Origin of the sequence: Streptomyces mangrovisoli (genome assembly GCF_000974985.2) — a bacterium.
In the GTDB taxonomy this organism is placed as follows: domain Bacteria; phylum Actinomycetota; class Actinomycetes; order Streptomycetales; family Streptomycetaceae; genus Streptomyces; species Streptomyces mangrovisoli.
The window spans coordinates 1-17,435 of sequence record NZ_LAVA02000018.1 but is presented as its reverse complement, the minus strand read 5'-3'; the positions used below and the strand labels follow the sequence as shown (position 1 = coordinate 17,435).

Here is a 17,435-nt window from a genome sequence, read left to right as displayed (position 1 = left end):
ACGTCGACGACGGAACCGGGTCCGGATCGCCCTCGCCGGGCTTTTGGTACCGCCACCCGAGTTGCGACGGATCGATCTTCAATGCCCGTTACGTGCGGCGATGGGGGCTCGTCACTACAGTTGCCGGATGCGAGTTGATCCCGCGGTGGGGTCGGCCGTGTTTCCGGGAGCACTATGGGATCGCGTTTCGACCTGTCCGCCTCCGCCGTCGTGGCTCATCTGCTGGCAACGGATCGGGAGCCGCGCCGCCTGGAGGGCTACGGGATGAGCGACTTCCTGGGCGCCGTGAGCCGCGGCAACCTGTTCACCTCGTCCTCGCGGAGCTTCGGCGACGACCTGAGGGACCGGGCGAACGACTCGATGCGACGTCTCCAGCGCGAGCAGAACACGTCCGCCGTGCTGTCCGGATCCTCCGTCCGCCGGGTGCTGGAACCACTCACCGAAGTGCTCAGCCGCTACCAGGTCGTGGTCCTGCCGATCGGATCCGCGGATCATCAGCGACAGCTGAACGAGCTGGCCCGCGAAGCTGCGCGCGGTCCGGGGCGAGGTCACCTCGTCCTCATGCCGACACTGTACGAGCCGAAGGCGAACGCGCGGGTGCTGGACCCCGACGAGGGTGTGAGCGACGCCCTGAAGCGCCGCGACGAATGGCCCGGCGCGATCTTCGCGGTCCGTGGTGAGGCGTCGTTCTTTCTCCCCTTGGAGGCCGCCTGTCGCACCGTCACCGAACTGAGCGCGCGGGACGGCGAAGTGCGATCGGTGGTCCGCCAGGCACGGGTCGAGTCCGAGCACGGCGCGGCGGCGGCCCGGCGCGGCCGCCGACGTCTGCTGCACCTCAGTGACCTGCACCTCGGGGCCCGGCAGCCGAACGGGCTCGGGCAGTTCCTGCAGTACGCGGTGGCCCGCTTCGAGCCGCTGGACCGGGTCGTCATCACGGGGGATCTCTTCCATCAGCCACGGCGTGAACACCGGCAGCAGTACACCCAGTTCGAGAGCCAGCTGCGCAAGCTGACCCCGGTCGACCCGATCGTGGTGCCCGGCAACCACGACCAGCGGATTCTGGGCACCCGCATCGGACTGCTGGGGAGATGGCGCAATCAACTGGCGGACCTCCGATGGAACTCAGGGCACGTGTACGACCAGAACGCCGGCATCGTCTTCCTGTGTTTCGACTCGTCCAGGACCGGCTCGGCGGCGCGCGGCGGCATCGGCAACGACCAGTTCGTGGACGTCGCCACCGGCTACGACGCGGCCCAGCAGGGCGCTTCGTTCGACGACTGCCTGCGGATCGCGGTCCTGCACCACCATCCGTACCCGTACCCGTTGGCGGGCGAAGTCCCGGTGATCGACTCGGGCTCCGACCGGAGACGGTGGTCCGCGGTGCGCGAGCGGCTGCTGGAGATGGTGGACGCGGAGCAGTTCCTCGCCTGGTGTGCCGCTCGCGACGTGAGTCTTGTCCTGCACGGCCACCGCCACCGGCCCCGGCTGGTGAACGACCGGATCGCCACCGGCGACAGGACCCGGCCCGAGCACTCCCTGCTGACCGTGGGCTGCGGGGCCTCGCTCGGGGCGGGTGGCGGACCGCTGTCCTTCAACGTGATCGACTGGAACCAGGCGACGGGCAGTTGGTCCGTCGACTTCCAGATCAGCGAGAACGACGCCCGCGGATTCCGGTCGGTCGCGGTGCAGGCGGCGAGCGGCCGGGACGTCCGGGACGGTCGGATCAGGCGAGCGGGGCGACGGGAGGAAGGTCGACCGTACGGCTGACGCGCGCCCACCGCAGCCGGGGCGGGTGCGCCGCGCCCACGTCCTCGGCGAGCTGGTGGCGCAACTCGCTGGCGAGATGCCGGATCAGCCGGGACTCGGCCTCCGTGAGCGGAACCGCGGAGGCGAGGCCCGTGGCGTCCTCCCGGCCCTGCTCCAGCAGCGCGTTCTGAAGGGCCAGGTAACACGTCTTCGAGGCGGGCGTGAGGAACATGCCGCCCGCCGCCGCGCCGAAGTACCAGTTGTGGAAGGTCTCCCAGTACTCCAGCAGGCGCGCCCGGTCCGGTTCGCAGCCAGAGCGCCAGCGCCTGGGGATGCACTCGGTCAGGTGGAAGAGCGCCGCGTAGTGCTCCAGCCGGCGATCGCGCAGGGCGACGTCGTAGGAGTGGCTCAGTTGCATCAACATGCCCGCGCGATTGGTCACATAGCCGGCCACGGCGCCCGCGAGCCCGCCGAACACCGCGCCGAGCAGACCGATGAGAACGGTCATGACCACCCCCGTCACCGGCCGCGGCACCCTCCCCCGAGCAACCGCGAGGCGGCCGGTCGGCTCCAGGCTGCCACAGCAGCCCTCCCGCCAGGAACGGTGCCTCGACGGCCCGAAGACGGCGAGGGACGGCCTGACGGCAGGGGCGGCGGTTAAGCTGGCGGTGCATCACGTGTGAGGGGCGGCCGGGGCGGGGGCGACATGGCGCAGCGGATGGAACTGGTGCTGACGGGCGAGGCGGACAGCGACCCGGAGGAACAGGAAGCGCTCACTCTCCAGCTGCGGGCCAGGCTCCTCGAACTCAGCGTCGAGCGCGTGGAGTTGCAGCGGTCCGGCGTTGTGCCCCGTGGGGCCAAACCCGGCGACGTCGTGGCCGTGGGGGCCCTGGTGGTGACCGTGGCCCCGATCGCCCTGCGGTCCGTGATCCGGTTGCTGGAGACCTGGATCCGGCATCGGCCCGTCCGCACGGTGAGTGTGAGAATCGGCGAGGACAGCCTGGAGATGCAGGGTGTCTCCTCGGCGGAGCAGTCGCGGCTGATCGACGTGTTCATCGCCTCCCATGAGCCGGCGGCCCGGCCCGGCGCGCGCAACGGGTCCGGACCGCCCGAGGCGGTCCCGTCCGCCCAGGACGCCGAGGAAGCCTGAGGCGGTCGTCTTGTCCGAAGGACGATTCGCTCTGCTCGTCGCCACCGGCCGCTATGACAACTCCTCGCTGCGGCGCCTGCGTTCGCCCGCTCGAGACGCCAAGGGGCTGGCCGCGGTCCTCGCGGACCCGAGGATCGGCGACTTCGCCGTACGGAAGGTCACCGATGGCCGCAACGGCGAAGTGAGCCGTGCCATCGAGTCGTTCTTCCACGACCGCGGCACCCGGGATCTGCTCCTCCTGCACATGTCGTGCCACGGAATCAAGAACGATGACGGCGAACTCTACTTCGCGGCCCGGGACACCGAACCGGAACTCCTCGACTCCACCGCGGTCTCAGCCGCGTTTCTGCGGACGCAGATGCACCGCTGCCGCGCCAGGTCCATCGTGGTGCTGCTCGACTGCTGCTACAGCGGAGCCTTCCTGCCGGACTTCAAAGGCGACACCGCGGTGCACGTGACCGAACGGCTCCGCGGATCGGGCCGGGTCGTGCTCACGGCCACCAACCGCTTCGAGTACGCCTGGGAGGGCAACCGCCCCAACGAACTGGCGCCGGAGTCGTCCTGGTTCACGCGCGCCGTCATCGAAGGACTGCGCACGGGACGGGCTGACCGGGACGGGGACGGCTTCGTGAGCGTGGACGAGCTCTACGCCTACGTGTACGAGCACATGCTCGCCTCACGGGTCAAACAGCGGCCGCAACGCTGGTCGGCGCTGGAGTACCAGGTCCTGATCGCGCGTTCCGCCGCGCAGGCACCGGCACCGGCGAGGCCGTGGCCGGCGTGGCTTGAGACGGCCGGGCCGGTACCGGTCCTCCGGGACGAGCACCTTCGCGTCGATCCGTACGACCGAGCGCTTCCCTCTTCGGTCGTACGGACCGAACCGCCTGGGCCGATTCCGCCCGCGGGCGAACGGGGCGGCCGGGACCGCGCGACTCCGTCCGGGGTCGTACGGGGCGACCGTGGCCCTGCGGCCGCGCCCGCGGCCGCACCACCGGTGTGGGGCCGGGTTCCGCGCCGCAACGCGCGTTTCACGGGCCGCGAGTTGCTGCTGGACGATCTCCGGCGGCTGCTGGAGGACGCCGGACCGTCCGGGACGCCGGTGACGCTGCCCGGCATGGTGGGCGTCGGCAAGACGCAGTTGGCGCTGGAGTACGCGCACCGCTTCCAGAGCGCGTACGACGTGGTGTGGTGGGTCTCCGCAGAGACGAGAACCGTCTGTCGGGAGGGGCTGGCCGGACTCGCTCCGGCGCTCGGCCTGGCGACGGGTGCGGAGCTGGGCGAGCGGCTGCGGGCGGTGCACGACGCGCTGCGGCGCGGTGACCCGTACACACGCTGGCTGCTGGTGTTCGACGGCGCGGACGAACCGGACGAGATCGCGGAACTGGTACCGGCCGGGGCGGGCCATGTGCTGATCACCTCGCGGAACCCCGAGTGGGCCGAGCACGGCAGCCGCCTGCTGGAGGTCCCCCAGTACGGACGCGAGGAGTCCGTCACCTTCGTCCATGGCCGGGCACCCAGACTCACCGAGAGTGAAGCCGACCGGCTCGCGGGGCTGTGCCATGACCTTCCACTGCTGCTGGACCAGACGGCGGGCTGGCTCAACGACGTCCCGCTCTCACTGGACGAGTACGCCGCGCACGTCCGGAACGGCTTCGATCCGGATGCGGTCAAAGTGTCGGCCGACTACCCGTCCGACTTCCGGACCGCAGGGCTGCGGCTGCTGCTGCGCCTGAAGGAATCGGCACCCGAAGCCCTGGAGCTGCTGCGGCTGTTCACCTTCTTCGCTCCCGGGTCCGTCTTCGCCGAGTTGGTCAGAGGCGTCCGGGGTTCAGGTCTTCCGTCGTGGATCGAGGCCATGCTCGTCGATCCGCTGAAATGGCATCGGACCGTCAACATCCTGCGTAAGCACGCTGTGGTCAGCGTGGCGACTGACGGAAAGTCGCTGTACCTGCATCCGCTGCTGCACCAGGTGGTCCACACGGAGATGCCGGAGCCGGATCGCCTGTTGCTCAGGGACGCGGTGCACCGAGGGCTGGCCGCGGCCGACCCCCGCGAGCCGTCCGACGCGCGTACCTGGCCCGATTACGCGCGCATCCTGCCGCACCTGCGCTCCGCCGACGTGTGCACCAGCGGCGACCCCGACGTGCAGGGTCTGATCCTCAACTGCCTGCGCTACCTGCGCTTCTCGGGTGGGTCCACGGCCGGCCTGAGCCTCGCTGACGAAACGCTGCGCATCTGGCGGCGGCTGTTCGGGGAGGGACACTGGCAGGTCTGGGCGTTGACCCACCAGTACGCCGGCCTCCTGCGTGCGACCGGGAACTACAGCGGTGCCGTGGCGATCGAGCAGTCCGCAGCCGACGGTCTGATGGCCCAACTCGACCCCGAGAACCCGGAGTACCTGCACGCGGTCTTGGGACAAACCGCCGATCTGCGTAATATGGCCCGCTACTCGGAGGCGGTCGAAGTCTCGCAGAAGGTCCTGACGACCTGCCGCCGAGTCCTCGGCGACGCGGACGCCCTCAGCCTCGCCGCCGCAAGCGGCGTCGGGTCCGGACTGGCGCTGCTCGGCCTCTACAACGAGGCCCTGGAGGTCGACCACGCCACGTTGGCCGCACGGCGGGGTTTGGTGGGGGAGCGGCATCCCTCGACCCTGTTCTCGGAGCTGTCGTACGCCACCGATCTGCGGCTGCTCGGCCGCTACGGCCAGGCCGCTCAGGTCCAGGAGCGGAACCTGCGCGAGCATCATCTCGTGCTGGGCGCCGACCACCCGCAGAGTCTGTGGGCCGGGTACCACCTCGCGCTGTGCCACTACCGCAACGGCCACCCGGACCAGGCGCGGGAGGCCCTCACGGAGGTGGTGGAGCGGTCAGCACGCATTCTGGGGGACGGCCATCCCCACACGCTGGCCTTCGCCTCCTGCCAGAGCTGCTTCAGCCGCGAGTACGGAGACATCGACCGAGCCCTTGAACTCGGCGAGTCCGTCATCGCCGGCTACGCGGCCGTCCACGACGAGGGACACCCCTGCCTCGCCGGATGCCGCGCCAACCACGCCCTGAGCCTCGACAGGCTCGGCGATCGCGAGAGGGCCCATGCCCTCGCCGAACAGGCGCTGCGGGAGATGAGCGCGGCCGTGGGCGAGAACCATCCCTGGACGCTGGGCTGCGCGATCAACGCGTCCACCCTGCGCGGTCTCGTGGGCGACGAGGAGTCGGCGGCCGAGCTGGGCAGGGACACGGTCGAACGGGCCTCCGCGGCGCTGGGCACCCTGCACCCCCTGACCTTGTCCGCGCGCATCGCTCTGGCCGGCGACCTGCGTGCCCTACGAGACGGAGAGCAGGCGGACAGGGTGGAGGAGGAGGCACTCCGCGGGTTCACCGCAGGCCTCGGCCCACAGCACCCGCTGACCGTCGCGGCCCGTTCCCGGCGACGCCTCTTCTGGGATTTCGATCCCCCGCTGACGTGACGTGACGTGACGTGATCAGACCGGACCAGACCTTCACTGGGCTGGACCGTCACGTCCTTTCCGGGGCCGCGGGCACGCAGCGCCACGCCAGGCACGCCGCCGTCACATACGCGAGCGCGCCGATGGCCATGCTGGTGCGCAGGCCGGTGCCGTGGTCGGTGGCCGAGGCCAGGAGGCTGCCGCCGACCGCGACGCCGGTGGCGCTGCCGATCTGGCGGGTGGTGTTGAACAGGGCGGACGCGGCGCCCGAGTACGCCGGCGGGGCGGCTCCCATGACGGTGGCGGTCGAGCCGGTGAGGGCGAAGGAGGTACCGAAGCCCGCGGCCATCATCGGTGCCACCAGCAGCGGGTAGGCGGCCTCCGCGCCCGCCACGGCCCACCCGGCCAGACCCAGGGCCGCCAGCGTCATGCCGGAGACCACCAGGGGACGGTCACCCGTGCGGCGGCTGAGCCGTCCGGACAGGACGGACGCGAACATCGTCATCGCCACCGCCGGGAACAACGCCAGCCCGGTACCGAGGGCGCTGAAGCCGCGCGTGTGCTGGAAGTCGAGGCTCGCGGTGAACACCATGCCGTAGAAGCCGAAGTTGAACAGCAGGCCGATGACGGCCCCGCCGCTCATCGCACGGGAGCGCAGCATGCTCGGCGGCAGGACGGGGGAGCGGGCCAGCCGCTCGCGCACCCAGAAGCCTGCGGCGGCGAGCACGGCCAGGCCCACGCCCGCGAGCACGGCGGGGTCCGTCCAGCCGCGCCGGCCCGCCTCGTTGAGTGCCGCGGTCAGCAACGCCACCGCCGCCACCACCGCGCACTGCGCCGGCCAGTCCAGGGACCGCGCGGCGCGCCGGGGCGAGGGCGCCACCTGCCGCAGGGTCAGCGCGAGGCAGACCGCGCCGACGGGCAGGTTGATCAGGAACACCCAGCGCCAGCCCACCGTGGAGACCAGCAGCCCACCCAGCAGCGGGCCGGCCGCCGCCGCGATGCCCGCCATCGAACCCCACAGGCCGAACGCCCTTGAGCGTGCCGCCGATTCCGGGTAGGCCTGCTGGAGCAGCGCGAGGGAACCGGGCACGATCAGAGCCGCGCCGAGCCCCTCCACCAGCCGGGCCGCCACCAGGACGGGTGCGCTCGGCGCGAGCGCGCACGCGGCCGACGCGACGGTGAACACCGCCACGCCCGAACAGAAGACGCGGCGGTTGCCCAGCCGGTCACCCAGTGCGCCACCGGTCAGCAGGAACCCCGCGAAGACCAGGGTGTATCCGTCGGTGATCCACTGGATGCCGGTGAGCGACGCCGACAGCTCCCGGCCGATCACCGGTACGGCGACGTTGATGGCCGTGACGTCCAGGATCACCATGAAGTACCCGGCGCACACCGCCAACAGCGGCCCCCAGGAGCGCTGTTCGCGCACGGACGACCCGGCGGAGGGGGTGGACCCCTCACCATCGGTCGACTTCGCGGACGTCACGGTCCAACTCCCTCCCGAACGCCGGGACATGGCTCATCGGCGGGGTGCGAGAGGACGGCGGAGCCAGGGAACGTGCAGACCAGGGCTCGCACGCCCGCACGCTCCCGTGGACTCAGCGCGTCGGCCCGACCGGGGCCATCTGGTGGTGGCCGGCCGGGGCCGGCAGCTGTTGGGCGGTGGGGGCCGTCTCCTGGGCGCCGGTGGGGGCCGTCAGCTGGTGTTCGGCCGTGGCGACCTGACGGTTGTCGACCGGACGGAAGCCCGGGTTCGTGACACAGCCCAGGTTCTGGTAGATGTTCGCGTTCGTCTCCGGGTCCTGACCGGCCCAGTGGTACTGGCACGCGCCCTCGATGAACCTGCCCTGCACCCCGCCCGGGAAGTCGATCTCCTTGTTCCACAGGTACTGCGAGTAGATGCCGGTCTGGCGGGCGGTGGCGTTCACGTCGATACCGCCCGGCGCCTGGATGGCGTACACCCAGCCGTCCTTCCCGCCGCCGGTGGCGAAGCCCTGCGCGACCCACCGGTCGCAGGTCGTGCTGACGTGCGCGGAGTTCTGACCGCCACCGCCGATGATCCACTTCGACAGCGGGGTGAGGTCGGTGCCCAGGGGCGTGAACCCGCTGCGGAAGATGGCCTGCGGGTCCGGGCGGGTGTCGCCGCGCCACAGGGTGTTCACGTCGTGGCGCCAGTACCAGTCCTCGCGCACCGCGGCCAGGTCCACCTGAGGTCTGAGCGACCGGTCGGTGGTCGTGAGCGACCAGTCCGACGACTTGTAGCCGCCGGTCGGGCCGCACGGACCGGTGTCGCGGATCTGCTCCGGGGTTCCCGGGTACGGGTCGGTCGCGGCGCCGGCGGTGGAGGCGAAGGTCAGCGGAGCGATGACGAGGGAGGCGGCGGAAGCGATCCGCAGCACGGTTTTGAACATGGTCGGGCCAGCCCCTTCTCTGGAGACGAACGGCCCACGTTTCCTAGCCCGAACGCCGTCGGCGATCCGATGGCCTCCGCATCGATCACTCGCCGGGACCACCGCCTTCACTCACCCGGCACGGCAGATGGCGCAGCTTGGCGTAGGTGTCGCCCTCGCCGTCGCTGCCGCCGTCGCCGACCTCGGGGGAGCGATGGCGGGGCGTGGCCACGATCAGGTGGACGTGATCACCGGAGGGGCGGAAAACCGCTGGGGGCCCGTCGCCCCGGCGGCGTACTGTCGGCTCCGTGCCCCGCAAGTCGAAGAAGGCCCGCCGTCTGGTCGCCGACGGACACACGTATCTGTGGAGGCTGCGCCACCGCCACAGCGTGACGGAGAGCGGCCGGTCGTGCGTCCAGACACTCACGCTGTTCCCCGAACCGGCCGGTACCGGCGGGGGGCTGCGCATCGTCTTCGCGGAGGGTCCTGGCCGGTACGTACCGGGCGGGGCTCCGCTGGGCTCCGGCGACGTGGGCTACACCCACGGCGCCTCTCTCAACCTGCACGAACCCGGTGCCGTACGGGCCCTCCTGGACGCGGCGGCGGCGCACGGCCGGCGGCCGGAGGAGCGGGGGGTGCGGGAGATCGACGGCTGGACCCTGCTGGAGGCGGCAGCCGCCGCGCGGGAGGCCGGCCCGGACGGGGGCCTCCGGGCCCGCGGGCGACTGACCGGCTGACCTGCCCGCCGTACCGCCCGTGCAGCGGTCCCCGGCCCCCGACCGCTGCGCGCCGGGGCCGAGGTCCTGGGGCGACGACGGGAAGGTGACGGCAGGCCCTGGCTAGTCGGCTTCGCGGTCCATGACGCGGCGCGCCGCCTCGGCCTCCGCCGCCGGCGGGGACAGTTCGTCCAGGGTGTCCAACTCGTCGTCCGTCGCCAGTTCCTGTTCCCAGGCGGCCGCGAGTCGTTCCTGTTCCGCCGGGGGCTTGGCGCTGAAGGCCTCGCGCTGGTCGGTGTCCAGGGCCGCAAGCAGACGTCGTACCGAGTCGTCGGGCATGGGCGTGCTCCTCGTCGCCGAAGGGGTGCGGTTCACCGGCCAGGATGGCCAGGCGTGCGCGCCCGTGCCGCCCGACGCGGCCGACGACCACCCTGATGGCCGTCGGCCCTGCCCGACCGCGGTCAGGCTCAGCGCTCCGCGAGGGCCTTGAGCGTCGCCTCGGCCGTGGCGGTGCTGGACTGGGGGTTCTGCCCGGTGATCAGGTTGCCGTCCACGACGACCGTGTCGCTCCACGGCGCGCCGGTCTCGACCGTGGCGCCGCGCTCGCGCAGCAGGCTCTCCAGGTAGAACGGGGTGTTCTCGCCCAGCCCGCCCTGGTTCTCCTCCTCGTCGGCGAACGACGTGAGGGTACGGCCCGCGAAGGTGAAGGCGCCGTCCGGCGTGGTGGCGCTGAGCAGGGCGGCGACACCGTGGCACAGCGCGGCGACGGTCGTGCCGCGGGCGTCGGCCTCGTTGAGCAGCCGCCCGAGATCCGCGTCGTGCGCGAGGTCGGCCATCGGGGCGTGACCACCGGGGAGGTACAGGGCGTCGTAGTCGCTCGGACGGACCTCCGCCAGCGGCAGCGGGTGGGCGAGCTGGTCGTCGATGCTGTCGAGGTAGGCGCGGAACTCCTGGGCGTCCTCCTCGGAGACACCGCCCCGCGCGTCGAGGCTGAGAGCGTCGACCGTCGGGCGGACGGCGCCGGGAGTGGCGATGTCCACCTGCGCGCCGCCGGCTCGCAGCGCCTTGTGGGAGGCCGCGACCTCCTCGGCCCAGAAGCCGGTCGGATGGGCGGAGCCGTCGGCCAGTTCCAGGCTGGTGGCGGCGGAGACGATCATCAAAATCTTCGACATGGAATGCCTGCTCTTGTCTGTGGGACGAGTGGGGAAGGCGGTGCCCTTGCGCCGCGGACCGGAGCGCCGCGGTGATCGGGGCAACGCCAGGATTCATCACACCCATGCCCGGTCCCGCCTTCATGATCATAAGAACTGTTATGGCACCGAGGTGGCCGTGGCTCTACGAATGTGCCTTCTCCTGCGCACGGTTGACGTCAGGCGGCCGCCTCGCGCCTTGCCTGTCCGGATGTGGTCGACTGAGGCCATCCATAAGCTCTGTGATGGAGGAGACGCCCTTGCCCAGCCTGGACCTCCTGGCGACATTCCTTGAGATCTACCGCACCGGATCGTTGTCCGCGGCGGCCGCGCGCCTGGGCGTGAGCCAGCCCGCCGTCACCGGGCAGCTGGCCCGCCTCGAGGAACAACTGGGCGAACCGCTGTTCGTCCGGTCCAGCAAGGGTGCCCGGCCGACGCCCCGGGCGGCGGCGCTGGCCGCGCGCGTCGGCATGCACGTCGACGGACTGCGCACCGCCCTCGTTCCCACCGAGGAGTCAGGCGCCCTGGAGGGCGAGGTCCATCTCGGGGGAGCGGCCGAGGTGATGTCCGTGCGGGTGCTGCCCGCCCTGGCGCCGCTCTCGGCCCGCGGGCTCCGGATCCGGGTGACGCTCGGGCTCGCGGGGGATCTGCTGGCGGCGCTGACGGCCGGACGCTTCGACCTGGTGGTCTCCGCGGTGCGCCCGCACCAGGAGGAGCTCACGGTGACACCGTTGGTCGACGAGGAGTTCCTGCTGGTGGGGGCGCCGGAGCTGGCGCACGCCGTCGACCGGGAGCGGCTGGCCGCCGACCCGGTCGCGGCGCTGTCCCACCTCCCGCTCGTGGCGTACGCGGACGATCTGCCGATCATCCGGCGGTACTGGCGCACCGAGTTCGGGCGTCGGCCGCCCAATCGGGTCGCGGTCGTCGTCCCGGACCTGCGCGCCGTGCTGGCCGCGGTGGCGTCCGGCATGGGCGTCTCCGTACTGCCCCGCTACCTCGTCGCTCCGGCGCTGGCCGCGGGTGACGTCACGCAGTTGCACCGGCCGGAGGTGGAGCCGTTGAACACCCTCTACCTGGCCTCCCGGCGCGATCAGCCACCGAGCCGCGCGCCGGCCGCCGTATGGGAGCGGCTGGCGCGGGCCGCGCAGGAGTGGGGGAGCCTGTGAGACGCGGGGGCGGCCGCCCGCTGCCCTGGCGAAACCCGTGTGCCGGGGCTCGGAACCTCTGCGATGCTGCCTGCCGTGACCGCGCGCAACCGCAGACTTCCCAGACACCGTTCCTGGCCGCTGACCCGGGCCGACCTCGGCGAAGGGCTCGGCGGGTGCCTGAGCCGGGTCACGGATCTGCGGTTCCTCGAAGGCGACGACAGCGGGACGATCGTCCTGGGAGCGGAGTGGATCGCGCCGGCTCCGACCTCGTACGGCCGCGGTGTCCACCCCGACATGGTCGGCTTCCGGGTGGATGTCCACCCGGTCGCCACGGCCGATCGGGCGGCGACCCGCGTCATCCTGCGCGAGCGGGCGCTGCCGCGACTCCGCGCGTGGATCGCGGGGGCGGACGAGGCCACGGAGACCTGGCTCCTGACCCCGCATCGACGCCTTTGGCGACTTGTCGACGGTCGGCTCGTGTGCGAGGACGACACGGACGGTTGAGACGGTCGGCCGGTCGGTCAACTGGTCAATCGCTGAGCCGCTGAGCCGCTGAGCCGGTCAGTTGGTCAGCCGGTGAGCCGGTCAGTTGGTCAGCCGGTGAGCTGGTAGATGCTCTTGCCCACCAGCCACAGTCCGATGAACAGCACCAGGCACACGATGGCCTGGTCCTGGTGCCCCTCCAGCCAGGTGCGCAGCCGCTCCAGCCGGGCGCCGGCCGAGCGGGGCGCGAAGGTGGCGTACAGCTCCATCGTCAGCAGGCTGGAACTGGCCAGCAGGCAGTAGCCCATGAGGGCGACGTAGGACGAGAAGTGCGAGAGGTTCGCATCGACGACCGTGGCGGCGCCGGCCGCGACCATCCCCCACGGCTGGAGCAGTAGGGCGAGACCGGCCGACGTCCACGGGGAGATGTGCTTGACGTGCGACATGAAGCCGGCGGACTTCGGGCGCGTGCCGATCCGGCGTCGGGTGCGTTCGGCGTAGGCGACGAGTCCGACGCCGATGGCCAGCTTGACGGCCAGGGCGGCCGTGGACGGCGTGGAGTTGGCGGCTGGTGGCTTGCCGCCGGTCATGGTCAGGACCACGGCGATGATGGCGACGAAGGTGGCCAGCCAGGTGAGGATGAAGGCGAGGCCCTTCCAGATGCCCCTGTCGGACGACAGCACCAGCACGAAGCCCGTGACCGGTAGCGGGTTCAGGGCGATCGCCAGGCCGATGAGGACAAGGTCGAGGACCATCTGCGCTCCCGAGTGGGCGTGCGCGGCTCACCACCCGGCATCGCGCGTGCCTTCATGGTCACCGCTTCCGTGCGCCGCCACAATTCCGGCGGCCGGTCCGGTCCGGTCCGGTCCGGTCCGCTCCGCTCCGGGTCGGGACGGCACCGCCCGGTCTCGGACGGCATCGCCCCGTCTCGGGCGGCACCGCCCGGTCCCGGACGGCACCGCCCGGCCCGGGACCGCCCCGCCCGGCCCGGGCCCGCGCCGCGCGGCCCGGGGAGTTCAGCCGCCGGCTGTCCCCGCCGCGGCGGGCGCCACCCCGTGCCGGTCGACGACCGCACGCTCGATCACGGCGTCCGCACCGGCAAGCGTGTCCTTCGTGATCCCCCTGGCCGCGTCGTGCGTGACGTACGAGCGGGAACCGAGATAGGCGAGGCTGTCCCGGTCGAAGATCCACTCGTCCCGGGTCGCGGAGGAGGGGTCGTCGCGGGTGATGCCGATGCCGTGTCTGCCCGCGGCGTCCACGGCGTCGGCGATCACGGTGATGCCGGGGATGCGCTTGACCGCCTCGTAGAGGGCGGCGGCGTTCGCCGGAGGCATGACGGTGGAGCCGAGCAGGTCGCCGACCGTGCGGAACACCGCCTGGTCCTTCGACTCGCCCTCACTCACCGTGGCCCTCGCGTACAGCAGCCGGAGCAGGGCGTCGGGGTCGGTGGGCAGCGAGGCCAGCCACTGGTAGGTGGGTCGGTCGATGCCCGCGGCGGTCGCGTCGGAGAACTCGATCGGGATCTCCTCGCCGGGCATCACCGCGTCCTTCCCGCTGTCGCGCATCCATCCGCCCCGGGTGACCGGGCGGGGGTTCTGCACGCTCCAGACCTCCCGCCGGTGCAGCGCGCCGAGACGCACGGGTCCGTCGAAGGTGCCGGTGTTCTCGCGGATCAGACTCTTCACGTACACGTACTGGCCGTCCTTGACCGGGGTCGCGTCGGTTGCCATGGCGGCTGCCGCGATCCGGTCGAGGGTGACGGAGACGCTGCCCGCCCGCACACCCACGGACCCGGTCCGCGCGGCCGGGTCCGAGCCGGGACGACCGCCGCCGGAGGCGGTGATCACGAGCGTTCCGGCGAGCGCCAGGGACGCCACGGGCACCCACACGGCGGGGCGCGGCGCCCAGCGCCGGCGAGGTACCGGCTTCGTCAGGGCGGCCGGGGCGCTGTCGTGGTCGATCTGCTGCATCAGGACTTCCCTGTGATGGAGATGACGCTCCGACGGGAGGTCCCAGTCACCGGCGGTCGCCAGCAACTCCTCGCCCTCGCTGGGAGGGGCGTCGGCGGTGGATCGGCGGTCGCCGTTCATGGGGTGTCCTCCTGAAGGAACAGGGCCGCGAACGCGGCCTCACTCTCTTCCGCTCCGCGCAGTGCGGGTCGTTCCGCCCGGTTCCGGTCCGTGCCGCCCGCGCGGGTTCTCGGGTCGGTACGGCTGCCGCGGTCCGACGGCTGGGAACTGAGCCGGGCCAGTCGCGCACGCGCCCGCGAGAGCCGCGAGCGCACCGTTCCGACGGGGATGCCCAGGGCTTCGGCGGCCGCCGCGTAGTCCAGTCCGGCCCCCACACACAGGGCGATCACCTCCCGGTCCTGACGGCGCAGCTGGCGCAGGGCGTCATGGACGGCCGCGAGGCGACGGGCGTCGTCGATCCGGCCCGCCGCGTCGTCGGCGAAGTCCCGCACCGGGGGCGGCGGCGGGTGGCCGGCCAGGAAGGCGAGCCGGCGGCGCACTCCGCGGTTGGCGTTGTGCGCCTTGTGGGTGGCTATGCCGAGCAGCCAGGGCTTGAGCGATCCGCCCTCCGGGTCCACCGTCTCCCGGGTACGCCAGGCGGCGAGGAACGTCTCGGACATGGCTTCCTCGGCCTCCGCCCAGTTGCCGGTCAGCCGCAGGGCATGGCTGTAGACGGCCCGCGCGTGCTCGTCGTAGAGCTGGGCGAACGCCGCGCGGTCCCCGGCCCGTACGCGGGCGCGCAACGACTCCGTCGGTTCTGTCTGTCTCACACTCGGTACGCTCCGCATGTCCTACGGCCGTTCCCGTGACGCTCACCACATGTCACGGAGTCCGGAGGTGCCGGACCGCCCTCGACGATCCTCGCAAGCGCACCATGGCCGGTCCGCCACGACCCCGTCCGGCCGCCGCGGCCGTCACCGGGGACGGCCGCGGGCGAGCCGCGGGCTCAGACGTCGCCGAGGGGCAGGCGGTCGGCAACAGGACCGGGCACGCCGTCGGTTGGGACCCGGCCGGTCCATGGCGCCGCTCCGGGCAGGCCGTTCGGGACCAGGACGGCGAGGGTGCTGCGTGCCTCTCGCCGTAGCGTGCGGCGGCGGGCGAAGGTGGCTGTCAGAGCGAGGACGCAGACCGTGCCGCCGTAGAGCACCGCGGCGATCGTGGACAGGAGCCCGATCAGCATCGGGCACGCACCTTTCTTCCCCCGTCCGGCCGCCCCTGGCGCCTTGCGCGGGGCGGGCGTTGATGCGTTCGTGCCTCCACCATACGGGCGCCGTCAACAGGCCCTGTGGCCCGAGGACGCGTCAACCGGTCGGCGCGTTGCGTTGTGAGCGCGTGGGGCCGGATCCGGTGCCACGGGCCGTCTGCCTGGCCGTACGGCACGAACCCGCGAGGTCGGCCCTGCAATGGTTGAATCCTCACCCGGTCCGTGGGGCTGTCGACGCCGCGTTTGCGCAGGTCACCGCCGCCTGCCGTTGCAAGCGGGTCGATGACCGAAAACGAGTCATGGGGTTGCCGGGCGTCGCGAGCCGCTGACACCTTCACTTCCTGAACATGTCAACTGCCTTGAGAAAGCGGAGTGTTCAACTTCCTTACGCGCTTGCCGCTGCGGAACCACTCCCGCAACACTCCGGGAACATCCCCGGATCCACTCGAAGCATGTGCGGAAGAACCCGTCACAGAACCGGAGATGAAATCGTGCGGTATCGGATGCGTTGCTCCCTGGTGGCGGCGGGGTCCGTCACGGCCCTTGCACTTGCGCTCCCGCTCGCACTGTCGGCAACGGCGTCCGCCGCGCCCGCGGCGGCGGGGCCGGCGCCCTCGTGCGTGGCGATGTACCAGAGCTGGCGTTACTTGGACGCGGCGAACAACTGCGCCGACGCCGTGACGGTGATGGCCGTCTACAAGGACGGTGCGACAGGGCTGTGTTACACCCTCGCGCCGGGAGCCATGACCACGGTCGGCGCCGGTTACATCGGTGAGCACGGGTACGCCGACCATCTCGAACTGTGCGGCGACGCGTGACGGTGTCCACGGGCGCCACACCGTCCGAACCGGCGCTTCAGGCCGGGGAGTCGGGGCCGACCGGCGGAAGGTGGACGGTCATGACCACGTGGCAGGTTCCGGTGCCCGAGCCGCGGTAGGTGTGCGGGGCGTCGCCGTCGAAGGCGGCGGTCTGCCCCGCCGCGACCGGATGCTCGGCGCCGTCGACGACGAGCGTCATCTGCCCTGCGGTGACGCTCACGGTCTCCACAACCCCGGGCCGGTGCGGGTGGCTGGGGTACTCCTCGCCCGGCTCCAGCTGCCAGCGCCAGACCTCGACCGGGGCCGGACCGGAGGTGGTCAGCATCAGCCGCGCCTCGCCGCCCTGCTCCCCGACCCACAGGGGTGTAACGGCGTCGGCGGACACGACCCGGACACGGCTCCCGGTCGGCCCCTCCATCAGCGCGGACACGGAGACCCCGAGGGTGTCGGCGAGGCGAACCAGGGTGGCGAAGTTCGGGTTGCCCTGGGCCTTCTCCAGCCCGACCAGGGCGCCCTTGCTGACCTTGGCCCGACGGCCGAGTTCGTCGAGGGACAGCCCGGCGCGGGTGCGCGCCGCGCGGACGTTGTGCGCGAGCGTCCGCAGCGCCGCCTCGGTCTCGGCCATGGCTCCATCCCTTCAAGGCAGTGGACCAGTGCACTGCACCGTGCGGTCGTTCGGTTGACGTCGAGCGGTCGGTGCGATGTACGGTGTGGTCGTTTCATTGATCGTAAGGGATGTACGCCCGAGGCGTACGCGAGAGGTGTAGGCAAGAGGCGTAGGCAGCACGTGACCATCAGGGCTTCAGCCGGGGCGGGAAAACGGAACGGTGCGGAGCACCGTTGTTCGGTGATGTCAGGACAAAGGGCGACGCTGTTCCTCGATGTACTGACGGACGATCGACAGCGGCGCTCCGCCACAGGAGGCCGCGAAGTACGAGCGTGACCAGAAGGCCGAGCCCATACCAGTCCGGTTGACGCGGCCGGTGTACTCGGCGCGCAGGTACCGGGAGCTGACCCCTTTAAGGCTGTTGACCAGCTTGGAGAGTGCGAGCTTGGACGGGTAGTGCACCAGGAGATGCACGTGGTCGGCCTCGCCGTTGAACTCCCGCGGAGCCTCCCCCTGAGTGGTGGACACGCTG

At 71.7% G+C, this 17,435-nt stretch carries 19 protein-coding genes; 7 read left to right on the top strand and 12 right to left on the bottom strand.

Translation table 11 applies throughout. From position 1 onward, the window contains the following. Window positions 1-174: 174 nt before the first annotated feature. Window positions 175-1,767, top strand: a complete 1,593-nt coding sequence (locus WN71_RS09025) for a metallophosphoesterase family protein (protein WP_046591515.1) — start codon at window positions 175-177, stop codon at window positions 1,765-1,767. Here the strand turns inward: WN71_RS09025 and WN71_RS09020 are convergent. Further along, window positions 1,724-2,254: a hypothetical protein gene (locus WN71_RS09020; protein ID WP_046591516.1), complete on the bottom strand. Its 531-nt coding sequence runs from the start codon at window positions 2,252-2,254 to the stop codon at window positions 1,724-1,726. The genes WN71_RS09025 and WN71_RS09020 overlap by 44 nt on opposite strands. A 198-nt stretch (window positions 2,255-2,452) precedes the next feature. On the opposite strand from WN71_RS09020, the gene WN71_RS09015 reads away from it, so the two are divergent. Further along, the gene (locus tag WN71_RS09015) at window positions 2,453-2,896 is read left to right on the top strand and encodes a hypothetical protein (protein WP_143074818.1); all 444 of its coding nucleotides are present in this window, start codon (window positions 2,453-2,455) and stop codon (window positions 2,894-2,896) included. A 10-nt stretch (window positions 2,897-2,906) separates the two neighbouring features. Then, window positions 2,907-6,359 carry an FxSxx-COOH system tetratricopeptide repeat protein gene (gene fxsT, locus WN71_RS09010; RefSeq protein ID WP_052743179.1) on the top strand — a complete coding sequence of 1,151 codons (3,453 nt, stop codon included), beginning with the start codon at window positions 2,907-2,909 and terminating at the stop codon, window positions 6,357-6,359. Window positions 6,360-6,408: 49 nt separating this feature from the next. On the opposite strand, the gene WN71_RS09005 is transcribed toward fxsT, so the two are convergent. The 3 genes from WN71_RS09005 to WN71_RS43210 all read right to left on the bottom strand — a co-directional run bounded on the left by WN71_RS09005 (window position 6,409) and on the right by WN71_RS43210 (window position 8,960). Next, window positions 6,409-7,767 (bottom strand): MFS transporter, encoded by a 1,359-nt coding sequence (locus tag WN71_RS09005; RefSeq protein WP_276208093.1) that lies wholly within the window; start codon window positions 7,765-7,767, stop codon window positions 6,409-6,411. A gap of 169 nt (window positions 7,768-7,936) precedes the next feature. Continuing rightward, entirely contained in the window at window positions 7,937-8,749 is an 813-nt protein-coding gene (locus WN71_RS09000) for a scabin-related ADP-ribosyltransferase (protein WP_063777734.1), read from the bottom strand. Between the two features lie 85 nt (window positions 8,750-8,834). After that, the gene (locus WN71_RS43210) at window positions 8,835-8,960 is read right to left on the bottom strand and encodes a hypothetical protein (protein ID WP_276208092.1); all 126 of its coding nucleotides are present in this window, start codon (window positions 8,958-8,960) and stop codon (window positions 8,835-8,837) included. A 76-nt stretch (window positions 8,961-9,036) separates the two neighbouring features. On the opposite strand from WN71_RS43210, the gene WN71_RS08995 reads away from it, so the two are divergent. Next, complete coding sequence (locus WN71_RS08995) at window positions 9,037-9,465, top strand: hypothetical protein (protein WP_046591517.1); 429 nt, start codon at window positions 9,037-9,039, stop codon at window positions 9,463-9,465. Between the two features lie 102 nt (window positions 9,466-9,567). On the opposite strand, the gene WN71_RS08990 is transcribed toward WN71_RS08995, so the two are convergent. Both WN71_RS08990 and WN71_RS08985 read right to left on the bottom strand, forming a co-directional pair. Then, on the bottom strand, window positions 9,568-9,783 hold the full coding sequence (locus WN71_RS08990) for a hypothetical protein (RefSeq protein WP_046591518.1): 216 nt from the start codon (window positions 9,781-9,783) through the stop codon (window positions 9,568-9,570). Between the two features lie 128 nt (window positions 9,784-9,911). Beyond that, the gene (locus WN71_RS08985) at window positions 9,912-10,616 is read right to left on the bottom strand and encodes a type 1 glutamine amidotransferase domain-containing protein (RefSeq protein WP_046591519.1); all 705 of its coding nucleotides are present in this window, start codon (window positions 10,614-10,616) and stop codon (window positions 9,912-9,914) included. Between the two features lie 278 nt (window positions 10,617-10,894). Here WN71_RS08985 and WN71_RS08980 point away from each other — a divergent pair, with 278 nt between their 5' ends. Both WN71_RS08980 and WN71_RS08975 read left to right on the top strand, forming a co-directional pair. Beyond that, window positions 10,895-11,800, top strand: coding sequence for a LysR family transcriptional regulator (locus WN71_RS08980; protein WP_052743182.1), 906 nt, complete (start codon window positions 10,895-10,897; stop codon window positions 11,798-11,800). Window positions 11,801-11,875: 75 nt separating this feature from the next. Next, a complete protein-coding gene (locus tag WN71_RS08975) occupies window positions 11,876-12,286 on the top strand; it encodes a hypothetical protein (RefSeq protein ID WP_046591538.1) in 411 nt (136 codons plus the stop codon). A gap of 89 nt (window positions 12,287-12,375) precedes the next feature. On the opposite strand, the gene WN71_RS08970 is transcribed toward WN71_RS08975, so the two are convergent. The 4 genes from WN71_RS08970 to WN71_RS08955 all read right to left on the bottom strand — a co-directional run bounded on the left by WN71_RS08970 (window position 12,376) and on the right by WN71_RS08955 (window position 15,454). After that, window positions 12,376-13,020, bottom strand: a complete 645-nt coding sequence (locus WN71_RS08970; protein ID WP_046591521.1) for a GAP family protein — start codon at window positions 13,018-13,020, stop codon at window positions 12,376-12,378. Between the two features lie 261 nt (window positions 13,021-13,281). After that, window positions 13,282-14,355: a CU044_5270 family protein gene (locus WN71_RS08965; RefSeq protein WP_052743180.1), complete on the bottom strand. Its 1,074-nt coding sequence runs from the start codon at window positions 14,353-14,355 to the stop codon at window positions 13,282-13,284. After that, on the bottom strand, window positions 14,352-15,017 hold the full coding sequence (locus WN71_RS08960; RefSeq protein WP_046591522.1) for an RNA polymerase sigma factor: 666 nt from the start codon (window positions 15,015-15,017) through the stop codon (window positions 14,352-14,354). Before WN71_RS08960 ends, WN71_RS08965 begins: the two co-directional genes overlap by 4 nt. Window positions 15,018-15,220: 203 nt before the next feature. After that, complete coding sequence (locus WN71_RS08955) at window positions 15,221-15,454, bottom strand: hypothetical protein (RefSeq protein WP_046591523.1); 234 nt, start codon at window positions 15,452-15,454, stop codon at window positions 15,221-15,223. Between the two features lie 371 nt (window positions 15,455-15,825). Here WN71_RS08955 and WN71_RS43205 point away from each other — a divergent pair, with 371 nt between their 5' ends. Continuing rightward, window positions 15,826-16,296: a hypothetical protein gene (locus WN71_RS43205; RefSeq protein WP_079177746.1), complete on the top strand. Its 471-nt coding sequence runs from the start codon at window positions 15,826-15,828 to the stop codon at window positions 16,294-16,296. Window positions 16,297-16,333: 37 nt separating this feature from the next. Here the strand turns inward: WN71_RS43205 and WN71_RS08945 are convergent, their stop codons facing one another. Beyond that, entirely contained in the window at window positions 16,334-16,921 is a 588-nt protein-coding gene (locus tag WN71_RS08945) for a helix-turn-helix domain-containing protein (RefSeq protein ID WP_046591525.1), read from the bottom strand. A gap of 228 nt (window positions 16,922-17,149) precedes the next feature. Then, the coding region (gene tnpA, locus WN71_RS08940) for an IS200/IS605 family transposase (RefSeq protein WP_107469604.1) at window positions 17,150-17,435 on the bottom strand (286 nt) is incomplete at its 5' end.